This is a genomic window from Anaerocolumna chitinilytica (assembly GCF_014218355.1).
Classification (GTDB): domain Bacteria; phylum Bacillota; class Clostridia; order Lachnospirales; family Lachnospiraceae; genus Anaerocolumna; species Anaerocolumna chitinilytica.
In genome coordinates this window covers 3,403,162-3,415,654 of the sequence record NZ_AP023368.1, presented here as the reverse complement: position 1 = coordinate 3,415,654, position 12,493 = coordinate 3,403,162, and the positions used below count along the sequence as shown (strand labels likewise).

Annotated in this window: 13 protein-coding genes; 10 read left to right on the top strand and 3 right to left on the bottom strand. The window is 37.6% G+C overall.

Translation table 11 applies throughout. The annotated features are described in order from the left end of the window. Positions 1-472: 472 nt before the first annotated feature. The 4 genes from bsdcttw_RS14945 (at position 473) to bsdcttw_RS14930 (ending at position 3,659) form a co-directional block, all read left to right on the top strand. Positions 473-1,036, top strand: coding sequence for a hypothetical protein (locus bsdcttw_RS14945; protein WP_185255648.1), 564 nt, complete (start codon positions 473-475; stop codon positions 1,034-1,036). A gap of 169 nt (positions 1,037-1,205) precedes the next feature. Further along, positions 1,206-1,982, top strand: a complete 777-nt coding sequence (locus tag bsdcttw_RS14940) for an alpha/beta fold hydrolase (RefSeq protein WP_185255647.1) — start codon at positions 1,206-1,208, stop codon at positions 1,980-1,982. A gap of 88 nt (positions 1,983-2,070) precedes the next feature. Then, the gene (locus bsdcttw_RS14935) at positions 2,071-2,493 is read left to right on the top strand and encodes a Type 1 glutamine amidotransferase-like domain-containing protein (RefSeq protein ID WP_185255646.1); all 423 of its coding nucleotides are present in this window, start codon (positions 2,071-2,073) and stop codon (positions 2,491-2,493) included. A gap of 47 nt (positions 2,494-2,540) precedes the next feature. Continuing rightward, positions 2,541-3,659 (top strand): P-loop NTPase family protein, encoded by a 1,119-nt coding sequence (locus tag bsdcttw_RS14930; RefSeq protein ID WP_185255645.1) that lies wholly within the window; start codon positions 2,541-2,543, stop codon positions 3,657-3,659. Here the strand turns inward: bsdcttw_RS14930 and bsdcttw_RS14925 are convergent. The 3 genes from bsdcttw_RS14925 to bsdcttw_RS14915 are packed head-to-tail and all read right to left on the bottom strand — an operon-like array spanning position 3,654 to position 5,826. Continuing rightward, complete coding sequence (locus tag bsdcttw_RS14925; protein WP_185255644.1) at positions 3,654-4,400, bottom strand: alpha/beta fold hydrolase; 747 nt, start codon at positions 4,398-4,400, stop codon at positions 3,654-3,656. The two genes, bsdcttw_RS14930 and bsdcttw_RS14925, sit on opposite strands and share 6 nt — an antisense overlap. Beyond that, a complete protein-coding gene (locus bsdcttw_RS14920; protein ID WP_185255643.1) occupies positions 4,390-5,208 on the bottom strand; it encodes an alpha/beta fold hydrolase in 819 nt (272 codons plus the stop codon). The genes bsdcttw_RS14925 and bsdcttw_RS14920 overlap by 11 nt, the downstream gene beginning before the upstream one ends. A 12-nt stretch (positions 5,209-5,220) precedes the next feature. After that, positions 5,221-5,826, bottom strand: a complete 606-nt coding sequence (locus bsdcttw_RS14915) for a TetR/AcrR family transcriptional regulator (protein WP_185255642.1) — start codon at positions 5,824-5,826, stop codon at positions 5,221-5,223. A gap of 317 nt (positions 5,827-6,143) precedes the next feature. On the opposite strand from bsdcttw_RS14915, the gene bsdcttw_RS14910 reads away from it, so the two are divergent. The 6 genes from bsdcttw_RS14910 (at position 6,144) to xylB (ending at position 12,491) form a co-directional block, all read left to right on the top strand. Next, positions 6,144-7,088, top strand: a complete 945-nt coding sequence (locus bsdcttw_RS14910; protein WP_185255641.1) for an NAD(P)-dependent oxidoreductase — start codon at positions 6,144-6,146, stop codon at positions 7,086-7,088. Positions 7,089-7,222: 134 nt separating this feature from the next. Then, the gene (locus tag bsdcttw_RS14905; RefSeq protein ID WP_185255640.1) at positions 7,223-8,041 is read left to right on the top strand and encodes a MerR family transcriptional regulator; all 819 of its coding nucleotides are present in this window, start codon (positions 7,223-7,225) and stop codon (positions 8,039-8,041) included. A gap of 36 nt (positions 8,042-8,077) precedes the next feature. Then, positions 8,078-8,671: an SOS response-associated peptidase gene (locus bsdcttw_RS14900; RefSeq protein WP_185255639.1), complete on the top strand. Its 594-nt coding sequence runs from the start codon at positions 8,078-8,080 to the stop codon at positions 8,669-8,671. Between the two features lie 245 nt (positions 8,672-8,916). Beyond that, on the top strand, positions 8,917-9,969 hold the full coding sequence (locus bsdcttw_RS14895) for a zinc-dependent alcohol dehydrogenase (protein ID WP_185255638.1): 1,053 nt from the start codon (positions 8,917-8,919) through the stop codon (positions 9,967-9,969). Positions 9,970-9,981: 12 nt separating this feature from the next. Then, positions 9,982-10,968: an SMP-30/gluconolactonase/LRE family protein gene (locus tag bsdcttw_RS14890; protein ID WP_185255637.1), complete on the top strand. Its 987-nt coding sequence runs from the start codon at positions 9,982-9,984 to the stop codon at positions 10,966-10,968. A gap of 17 nt (positions 10,969-10,985) precedes the next feature. Continuing rightward, a complete protein-coding gene (gene xylB, locus bsdcttw_RS14885; protein WP_185255636.1) occupies positions 10,986-12,491 on the top strand; it encodes a xylulokinase in 1,506 nt (501 codons plus the stop codon). Positions 12,492-12,493: the final 2 nt, after the last annotated feature.

Genomic DNA, 12,493 nt, shown 5'->3' with positions numbered 1-12,493 from the left:
ATACAAATCTTTTCGAGGTATTGTATCTAGCTGCTTATGAGGCAGCCAAGAAATGAACTATGCCAATACAAAACTGGAAAAAATTTTACGAGAGTTAATTATCATGCATGATGGACGATTAAGATATCCTTAATATTTAATTCTATCAGATAAATATATTGCTGTTATACAAGTACATAATGTATAATATTACCATATAAAGGCTTCGCAATAATATCCATTGTGAAGCAATGTCGAGGGTAAGGTGTGTAATGTTCCAGTTTATTAAAAAAATTATCTATCAGAAAAAAGGTTGATAATAAATATTATGGATATTTTTAAGTTCTACAGCGTTTGCGATATTTTTTTGCCGCTTAGGACTTAATTCGCGTATAAGTTTATGTGTAATTATCTTAGTTGTAAGTCTGTTCATTGTTAGAGCGGCTATGTCAGTCTATTGTATAATTAAATTTACTTTAGGAAATAACCCGAAATGATTCATCTTCGTTATCAAATTCGGTCTGAAGATTATTTATATACTGTTCAGGATATCAAAGAAAGAAAAGGTATTTTAATGAAAAATATAAAAAAGATTTTATTGTTTACCTTGATACCAATTCTATTTATAGGTATTTTAGTATATATACATTTTATTTTTAGAGAAAAACCGATTATAAGTAGCCCTTATACTGTTGCAGAAGTTACTAGAACCGTAACAGAAGGCGGTTCTACATGTGAGGTTAAATCTACAAGCGATAATTGGGTGGCTCTAACGGATGTTTCATACGAAGGCAAAGATATTACAGATAAAGTAGATGCAAACGAGTTTATCAAACTTTTAAGCACAAGTATGTGTAAACGCACATTGAAAACATATTCGCCTTACAATGGTTCTGATGTAACATGGGAAATTGATTTGATTTGGAACAATAACCCTATGCATATTCTTTTAGGTAATATTAATATTTGGTATGAGTCCGCCAATAAAGGTTATTATGAAATATTAAATGCAGATTTATTAAAACAGGTTCTTGAAAAAATGGTTTCTCAAAACTAACACTGCGTTATATCATAGTGTTTCAAAGTATACAACGCAGGATGGGGCAGTTCTACTTCACAGTTTTGAAATACCAATGAAATAATTTTAAATATTGTCACTTGTTTTCATTAGATGTGTACTTTGTGAGTATAATAAACTAAACGATATCTGATGAGGAACCTTACTTATGGGATACTATATTACCGTTGCAGATGATGTAAATATATATGTAGAAGATCTTAATCCTCAGTGTAAAAAAACGATTCTGTTCGTACATGGCTGGCCAGGAGATCACAATTTGTTTGAATATCAGTTTAACCAGCTTCCTAAACTGGGTTATAGGTGTATTGGAATTGATGTCAGAGGATTCGGTAAATCAGACAGACCTTTTTACGGCTATGATTTTGGTACCATGGCAGATGATGTGAGGTCTGTGGTTGAAGCATTGCATTTATATGACTTTACGTTAGCCGGACATTCCAATGGAGGTGCAATATCAGTAAAATACATGGGGCGCCATAAAGGCTACGGAGTATCTAAACTGGCACTTTTTGCAGCAGCAGCTCCCAGCCTGATAAAACTTCCTGATTTTCCATATGGGGTGGATAAAGAGGATGTTATACAAATGATTGAAGAAACCTATAATGACCGTCCACAAATGCTTCGGGATTTTGGAAACAGGTTTTTCTTTCAGCACATTACGGAAGCTCTTTCCGATTGGTTTTTTCAATTGGGGCTGGCAGCTGCGGGCTGGGCGACTGCTTCCGTAGAAGAAACATGGATTAAAGAAGTATTATTCACTGATTTGGAAGCCATCCACGTGCCCACTTTAATCATTCATGGAATACATGATAAAGTGGTTCCATTCCAACTAGGCGAAATACAAAATAAAATGATTCCAGGTTCTAAGCTTATTCCATTTGAGTTCTCCGGTCATGCAGCCTTTTATGACCAAAAGGATTAATTCAATGAAGTATTAGTGAATTTCATTGAGAATGCATAGTAGTAAAAACAACATACCTTTCGCACGGCACTATGCAATTGATAATCGGATGGAAGCATTACAAGCTAAGCGTTTGATTAAAGAATCTTCCTGCGTGTTTCTTATGGGCGGTCACCCCGGATTACAATTTCAACTAATACGAGATAAGGGCTTGGATGCTGCGATTTGTGATTCTGCCGCAGCGGTGTTGGGAGTCAGTGTCGGTGCAATCAACATGGCCAAACGCTCCCTTGACACGAAGGAATCTCCAGTCCCATATGATGGACTGGGTCTGGCTGACATTATCGTCAAGCCACACTTTAAGCTTGAAGATCAGCAGGTATTATCAACCTTATTGCAAATCTCCATGGAGCTGCCCATTTATGCAATAGAAGACGACAGCGCTATTTTCGTGACCGGCGACCGAATCTCATACACAGGACGAATTCATTGGGTATGCAATGGCAAAATCTGCTCTCTTAGCTTACCTTAAGTGGTTCGGCATGGGGTGTTATGAATGAAATTTCAAAGAGGATAAAAATGATTGATTCAAAGCTAATTATGTTAGAGGGGTTACCCTCAACAGGCAAAACCACAAATGCACGGTATATACATATACAGCTTGAACGTAATAATATAAATGCGAAGTGGATACATGAAGTGGCTATGCCACATCCTGTTCTGTTTTTTGATGAGGTCGGCATGACCTACGATGAATATGCCAGATTCATAGAAACATATCCGGAAACGGCTGACATCCTCAATCAGATTGCCGTATTTAAGAAAAGCACTATAGGGATTCATTTACCCGAAATCCAGTGGAATTATAGGGATAAAATCAGCGAGAATGTATACCAGGAGCTGTTGAAATTTGATGTTTGGAGCTTTCCTCTTGATGTGTACAAAAAATTCGCATTGGAGAAATGGGCGTATTTCATTGAAAAAGCAATGAAAAATCAGGATGAAGTCTATGTCATCGACAGTGCGATATTCCAGTTCCAGATTTTCACTTTTTTGTTTCAGAATCGGCCGTATGAGGAATTGAAAAATTTTATTGACCAAATTATAGAGATAATACAACCATTAAACCCATGTCTAATCTATTTATACAGAGATAACACGGAGGCGACGATTGATTATCTCGAAAAAGACCGAGGCACTTCCTATTTGGATTATTTATGGAACAGGGATAAAGACCAGCCATACTATTCTGGCAAGCCGGCCGGGGCGGAGAGCTTTAAGCAGTTCTTGCGGGATTATGCGAGTATGGCTGATATGTTGTTTCAATCATTTCCAATGAATAAAATATCCCTTGAAATATCAGATGGAGACTGGGCTTGCCGAGAAAATGAGATGCTATCATTTTTAAATGTTAATTGCATACAAAGCCCCAATTCCTTTCCTAAAAACGGTGTTTACGCAAATGAAGAATTGGGATTTGTTATAAGAGTTGACGGTTTGTCATTTATAGACCCCACTGGACAAACAAGAAAACTATTCCCAAAATCCCAAAATGAATTTTATGTAGATTGGTTGCCAACAGTCCTGCAATTTGAAGATAATAAAATCATTATTTCGGGTTCGCAAATATGCGAGCGTTGGACAACAACAGGAATGATATATACAGAGATTTTTTCACAGGCTCTCGCAAACTCATAATTTAAATAATTTTTTTAGTGCTTCTATATAATTTTGAGGGTACTTTAAGCTTAATTCACCATGCTTCATACCAGGAACAATATATAATTCGCTGCCAGGAATTATTTGATGTAATTTTTGAGCTGATTTTTTCATGACCGGAATCTCATTTTCACCTACAATTATCAGCACTTTAGCTTTTGTATTTGAAGTAGTTTCTTTTAAATCATAGGTTCCATTGCTCAATGTTATATTGATTAACGATTGCTTCGACATTTTTATACTGTCATTATAGTATATTTCAAGCATATTAGAAGGGACGCACAGGGATTTTGCCTGCAGTTTTGAAAACCACCTTTGCTTAATTAGTCCGTAGCACATCTGATATGCAGGCACTGTGAATGTGACAATACCCTTGATTGGATAAACTAATGCACTCTCAATAATAGCATATTGCGTAATATCATCTCTTTGAGAGATTACTTCTGTTACGATTTGTGCTCCTATTGATAAACCTGCAATTGCAAAAACCCGCCCATTACATTGTGTATCAATGTAATGAATCAATTTTGCAGCAGAATTCGAAATGCTGATAAAGGTTTCTGCGGCAGCTTCTCCATGTCCATCAATAATAGGCGCAATTACATGAAATTTCTTTTGAAATTCAGCTACGATAGGCATTAATGACCAGTCAGACAGACCGCCACCATGGATAAAAATCATTGTTGGAAAATTGATATTTCCAAATTCTTTAAATATCATATGAATCCTTTCCCTGAATAAAATGTTCTATTTCCAGGTTAACCTGTTCCGGATTGTCTCCATTGGAGAAATGCGCTGCATGCTGAATGAGATGCAGAGGATAGCCGGTCTCTTTGGCCCAGGCTTTATTATATTGTTTTACTTTTCCGGTAGTATCCTTGTCACCTAGTAAAAGTAATACTGGAAAATCAAAGTGTACATCTTTATTTTCTTTCGCAAATTTTCCATAGGCAATATCCATTTGCTGGATAATCTCTGCTTTTGATAAAGGATTTAGCATTTCTTTCATTTTTTTATAAGAATAGTCTGTTTTGGAAACAGATTTTGCCATACTCTCTCGAAGCATATGGTCAGTAAACCATTTTCCAAGAGGTGCAACTTGTTTCAACCACCATAGATCTGTTTTGGAATAATACTTAAGCCCAAAGGGTGTGGTATCAAGCATTACCATCCTATCCACCTTTTTTGGATATCGATAAGCGAATTCCTGACTTGGATAACCGCCCATTGACATACCAACTAAAATAACTTTAATGATTCTCTCGTTATCTAAGATAGCCTTTAATTCTTTCGCAGTATTCTCATAAGAAAAATTTTTATAAGGCCTTGATAATCCGTGTAACGGTACATCCCATGTAATCACCGTATAGGATTCCTTAAAATACTCAACCTGTTTTTCGAACATGGTATGATTTGCAGTTAGCCCATGTGTAAATAGGATGCATTTTGCATTTGGATTACAATTTCTTGAAATCCAGTAGTGTACACATCCATTCATAGCTTCTAGTTGTTTGTGTTCTGTACTCATGATTCCCCCCTACTATTTTTGATATACCTTTTCCCACATATGGATTAATTTCTCAAAATCTGATTTCAATTTATCGACGTTGATATCGCCCTGTATAAGGGCCATATGCAAATAACCATCAGAAGCCCAAACCATCTCCTGATACATTTGATGTATATCAATGCCATCGCGTAACTTTGTAATATCTATGATTTCAAAGGCTTTTTTCTCACTTTCCAGATTGATTTTATGAAAACTATCCTGGATTTCTTTCTTAACCTCAATATTTTCTTCATAATAAGCTCGTAATGAGAATTCACTTACATAAGGGTATTCTCTCAGCAAATTACATTTTCCTATAAGAGAGCGCCTCAGCATTTCAAAATAGTTGCTTGTTCCTAAGACATCTTGCTCCTTCATTGCATTACTCGTCAATTCTATTGATTTGTTCCATAAAAATAAGTAAAATTCTTTTTTGTTTTTGAAATGGTAAAAAAGTAGAGCTTTCGAAATATCTGCTTTTGAGGCTATTTCTGCTACAGGAGCTTTTTTATACGTATTCTGGGAAAAAACTTGAAATCCCATATTAATTATCTTTCGTTGTTTGTCTGCAGGCAAACTGAAAAAACCTTCATTCATGAAAACCTCCTGACCGATTTGGTTAGTATATAGTATATGCTAATATGACTGACCAAAATTGTAAAGACCCTGAAAGAAAATAGCAGAAGACAGGTCTCTGCTAAAAAAATCATTACATTTGTATAAAGATTTGATTAGTGATATGGAGCGGTATATAATGGAAGCTGTATATAGGCAGTTTCTATGGTTTTAAATCAAAAATAACAGAACAAGTAACCCATAAATCTTTGATAAAATTTAATATCTGTATACAATAATTATTTTATAAGAAAGATAGAAATTTCAATATGGTATACAGAATGAAAGGTGGTTTATCAATGAAAATACTTATAGTAGGCTATTTTACAGAGAACTCAATATCAAATATTATAAGGCACTTTCCGGAAGAATGGGATGTTGTAATTGTACCCCCAGGAGAAGAGATGCTGCATCATTTGAAAGATTGTCAGATTATCATACCAGAACATATTAAAGTGGATAGTAACCTGCTATCAAATACAAGTAAATTAAAATTAGTACAGACAGGCGCAGGTTATGATAATGTAGATATTGATGCCTGCACGCAGGCAGGAATATGGGTTGCCAATGCTGCGGGAGTGAATGCACAGGCAGTAGCCGAGCATGTAATGGCTCTATTACTATCTTATTATAAAAACATACCCTTTCTTGATGATTTCATGAAAAATCGGATGGATGAGAATCAATTGAATTATACAGGGAGTGAATTAAGGGGCAAAACGATTGGCATTATCGGTTTGGGCTCCGTTGGAAAAAAGGTAGCTGAGTTTTGCAGGGTTTTTGATATGAATGTGCTGGGTTATGCTAGAAATGAGGCAGTTCATTCTGACAGTTTTGGTGAAATAACGGATTTCGATACCCTTGTAAGCGTTTCAGACATCATAAGTGTGCATGTATCTTTAAATCAGCAGACCAAACACTTGATCAACAAGGATGTATTCAAAAAAATGAAAAATACTGCACTATTTATCAATACCGCCCGGGGTGGGATTGTAAATGAAAAAGACTTGATAGATGCGTTAAAAAACAAAGAAATTTCAGGTGCATGCCTGGATGTGTTTGAATCGGAACCTCTCCCTATTACCAGTGAGCTTCGGAACCTTAGTAATGTGATACTTACCCCCCATACGGCAGGAATGCCTGACGGCCTCAAATTCCACAAAAAAAGATATGAGTTCTTCGTGAATAATATAAAACGCATAGAGAATGGTAAAGAGCCTGAGCACAAGTTAAATCAACTATAAAAGCATGATTCGTATTAATGAAAGCATTGTCATACAAAAGACAGTGCTTTTATATTTTGCTATTGACTCTCACATTATGTTATACTTTATAGTAAAGATGAGCTCAAAAAACACATATATGTGAGGAAATTTAAATGTTAAAAATTGGTGATTTTTCAAAACTTTCAAGGATAAGTATACGGATGCTGAGACATTATGATGAAATGGGACTTTTAATACCCAAACAAACAGATCATTATACCAACTATCGTTATTATAACGAAGAGCAACTTGCTGATGCGGGTAGAATTATTTCCTTAAAGGACATGGGTTTTAGCTTATCGACCATGAAAGAAATAATGAAGAAATATGATGACCCGAAAGCGTTGTCTGACTTTTTAGTGGTAAAACATACAGAAATGCAGGCAGAAGAAACTGAAATTAAGCAACGTCTACTTCTCCTTGAGACAGCTATTAAAAGGCTGAGAGAGGATGATAAGGTTATGAATTATAATGTTATTTTAAAAGCAATTCCCAAACGGTATGTAGCAAGTGTCAGAAAAACGATACCATCATACAATCAGGAAGAAATTCTTTGGAAGATTCTAATGTCAGAGACAGCGTCTCTGGAGATGACACCAGAAGATAATTGCTGTAGTTTAGCTATTTTTCATGATGAAGGCTATAAAGACAGCGATGTGGATATTGAAATCCAGATGTCGGTTAAAGGAATTTATGAAAATACAGAGAATGTAATTTTTAAAACAGTTCCTGAAGTACAGACAGCTTCTGCAACCTATAAAGGAAGTTACGAACAAATCACGGAAGTGAATCAAACAGTAGCTAACTGGGTCAGAGATAATGGTTATGAATTCAATGGAGCAATGTTTTGTATTTATCATGTCAGTCCGGCACAAACTATGAATCCGGATGATCTGGTTACTGAGATTTGTTATCCAATCAAAAAGAAATAGCAGTTTAAGACAAAACCATTAAAGGAGGGCATTGTGATGTGCGGAAGATATTATGTAGATGATGAAACCTCAAGAGAAATCAAAAAAATAATAGAAGAGCTAGATAGAAAATTAGGAAATGTAAAAGCCAAAACCGGGGAAATCTACCCCACAGACAATGTACCAATCTTAGTGGCAAAAGGGAATAAAATCGAGCCAGAGGTATTAAAATGGGGTTTTCCTAATTTCAAGGGAAGCGGAGTGATTATCAATGCCCGTTCGGAAACCGCCTTTGAAAAGAAGACATTTAGAGATTGTCTGAATTTTAGAAGGTGTATTATTCCGGCCTGCGGCTTCTATGAATGGAACAAAAAGAAAGAGAAAATCTACTTTACCCCTAAGAGTGAATCGATAATGTATATGGCAGGAATCTATAATATGTATCAAAACGAATCCAGATTTGTAATATTAACAACGGCTGCCAATTCCTCCATCGAGGATGTTCATGACCGGATGCCGTTGTTGTTAACGGAAAATCAAAAAGAAGAATGGATATTTGATACCATGCAAACCTCCCTAATCCTAAAACAAACACCTTATATGCTTAATAGAAAGAGTGATTACGAGCAGCAAACTTTAAATTTATTCTGACATTTGCTGAAAGTTTGTTCCTATGTTATTAATTGGTTACTCAAACCACAAACTTAATACTGCTGCAAATAAATCCTCTCTTTGGTCGGTTATCGAAGGAACCAAAGAGGGGATTTTTTGTGGCTTTTGAAAAATCCTACACGAAATCAAAAAATAGTAAGTTCTTTGAGAAATCATTCATCTTTATAATAGGATATGGAACATTATGTTCATGGAATAAGGGAATCAGAAGGAGGATATTTTTCATGAAAACATTAATTGTAGATGCAAAAGGAAAGCTTTCTGTAGAAGAAATTGAGAAACCGGAGTATGGCCCATGCCAGGCATTAGTTAAGATGCTTAGCTGTGGCGTATGTAACGGAACGGACACAAAGTTAATACACGGTGAATTTAAGAATTTTGATACATATCCGGCGATACTCGGACACGAAGGTGTTGGAAGAGTTGTTGAAGTCGGTGAGAAGGTGGAGAGCCTAAAAATCGGAGATATGGTCCTGCTTCCATTTCTGGAAGCAAAGGTGAAGGATTATACCCCAGGGTGGGGAGCTTACTCCGAATTTGCAATTGTAGGCGATGCACAAGCATATATAGCAAATGGCATGGGAGAAGGAACTCCTTCTTGGAACGAAAGTTATTTGGCGCAATCCGTTATCAAGGAGACAGATAAAGTTGATGCTGTGGGGGCTGCCATGATAGTAACCTTTAGAGAAGTTCTAAGTGCCATCAGAAGATTTGGCTTTAAATCAAATGAATCGGTCCTGATTATTGGTGCCGGTCCGGTTGGCCTTTGTTTTACGAAATTTGCAAAGCTTCTGGGAATGAAAACCGTGATTACCGCTGATGTATTAGAGGAAAAAGTACAGGAGGCTTTGAAGATGGGGGCTGACTATGCTTTTAACAGTTCGGTTTGTGATCTGATAAAAGAGGTGAAGGAATTATTCCCGGAGGGAATCGATTATGTGGTGGATGCAGTAGGAATCAATGCGCTCATTAATCAAGCAATGGAACTGGTAAAATATAATGGCAAAATCTGCTGTTACGGAATATCTGCAAAGCCATATGCCGAGATTGACTGGAGAAAAGCCCCTTATAACTGGACCCTTCAATTTGTGCAATGGCCGAGTAAAAAAGAAGAAGGGGAAGCCCACTCTCAGATTATGTCCTGGATTAATCAAGGGGTATTAAATCCGTTGGATTTTATATCAGATGTATTCAATTTTGAGAATATTACGGATGCTTTTTCTTTAATAGAAGAAAGGCGGCAAACCACAAAAAAAATAGTGATTCAATATGAGTAGAGGAGAAAAGAGATGAAAGAGAGCAGGTTGTTTTCAATATTACCGGATTATGTGTGTACTCCCGATGGTATGGAAATAGACAGGAACGGAAATCTGATACTTTCCTGTCCGAACTACGCAGAGGATTCCATGTCCGGCTGTGTTGTAAGAATTGATAAGGACGGCTGTGCCGCGAAATGGTTTGACGTGCCTGTCCACCCGGAAACCGGAGTGGCCAGAAATATGGGAATTGCCTTTGATAAAGAATGGAATATCTATATTTGTGATAACCAGGGTTGGAGTGAAAGAGAAGACCTTTTGTACAAAGGCAGAATTTTAAAAATGAAAGTGGATGAGGATGGAAATATCTTAAAAAGTACAGTGGTTGCGGAACACATGGAACATCCCAACGGGATACGAATTAAGGGAAATTATATGTATGTAACACAAAGTTATCTGCATCCGGTAAAACACCCGGATAACAAATTAGTAAGCTGTGTTTACCGATTTGGTCTGGAGGAAGAGAACATTCAGATAACAAATACATTGGAAGATAAGCATATCCTGACTACCTTTGTTACAGAAAACCCGGATTGTCAATACGGAGCAGATGGAATAGCCTTTGATAAAGAGGGAAATCTGTATGTCGGAAATTTTGGTGATGGAGAAATTCATAAAATCAGTTTTACAGAGGACGGGCAAGTAAAAGAGGATATTATCTTTGCAAAAGACAGAGAAAATCTGCAAAGTACGGATGGAATGGTATTTGATGAGGCAGGAAACCTGTATGTGGCAGATTTTTGTGCCAATGCAATCGCTAAGATAGATCCTGACGGGAAAGTTGAGCGGATCGCTCAAAGCCCTGACTGTACAGGGGTAGACGGTGGTTTAGACCAGCCGGGTGAACCGATAGTATGGAATGGCAGGATTGTTGTTTCCTGCTTCGATCTGGTAACCGGACCGGATAAAGTGAATTTAAAACATGAAATGCCGGCAACCTTGGTAGAATTGTCACTTTAGAGAAGAAGGGGAATAGCATGGGAAACTATATTATTGCTCATGATCTGGGCACTAGTGGGAATAAAGCAGTTTTGTATGAACAAAGCGGCAGTCTGAAAGGGAGTGCACAATATTCTTATTCTACCCTATACCCTCATCCGGGTTTTGTAGAGCAAAAAGCGGAGGATTGGTGGAAGGCTGTATGTGTAACAACAAAGGAATTGCTTGAAACAGCAGGGATCTCAGCTGGAGATGTCGCAGCAGTATCCTTTAGCGCTCAAATGATGGGGTGCCTTCCGGTTGATATACATGGAAATCCTCTTCGCAATATGATTATATGGGCAGATACCAGAGCAGTAAAGCAGGAAGCCTGGATGAAAGAACAAGTTGCAATGGAGAAGGCCTATCAGATTACGGGACACCGTATCAGTGCGTCCTATACAGCAGCAAAGATACTTTGGATCAGGGAAAACGAACCGGAGATATATCATAAGTGCTTCAAGATATTACAAGCAAAGGATTATCTAAATTACTGTCTGACGGGTAACTTTACAACAGATTACAGTGATGCGTCAGGTACTAATTTATTTGATATTATACACAAATGTTGGTGTAAGGAGCTATTGGGGGCATGGGATATCAGAGAGGATTTATTACCGGATGCCTTTCCGTCCACAGCTCAAGCAGGAACAGTTACAGCAAAGGCTGCAAGAGAAACCGGTTTACTCCCCGGAACACCGGTAATCATAGGCGGAGGTGACGGCAGTTGTGCTTGCGTTGGAGCCGGCGTAGTCGAAGAAGGAAGTGCTTATAATGTACTGGGTACTTCCTCTTGGCTCTCAAAAGCTTCAGCCAGACCACTATTTGATAAGGAAATGCGTACCTTTAACTGGGTGCATTTAGATCCTGCATTATTTACCCCCTGTGGTACCATGCAAGCTGCAGGCTATTCCTATAGCTGGTACCGAGATACCTTTTTCAAGGAATTAAGTCAGAATGACAGAATTCTGAATGAAAAGGTGCTGCAGTCCGAACCCGGAGCAGGGGGACTTCTGTTTTTGCCATATTTGCTGGGAGAACGGTCCCCTAGATGGGATGCTAATGCCAGAGGAGCTTTTATTGGAATTAATGGGAATACCTCTGAAGGTGACATGACAAGAGCGGTGATGGAAGGTGTCGGCTTTAATTTGCGTCTGATTCTGGAAGCATTAGAGCAGGATTCTCCTATACGTGATATTGTAATGATTGGCGGAGGTGCCAATGGAAGAGCATGGACAAAAATCCTGGCTGATATCTGGAATAAATCGGTTAAGATACCTCAATATCTCTCAGAGGCTACCAGCCTTGGAGCTGCAGTCTGTGCCGGTGTTGGAATAGGGTTGTATCCTGATTTTAAAGTCATCTGTAAAATGAATCAGATAAAGGAAACAATTCAGCCGGATCAAAAATTTAGCGAAACATATCGGCTGCTATATGATGCATTTAACCGCTCCTATGAAGCACTGCAGCCTATCTATCAACAATTACAGAAAGTAAGGGGCTAAGA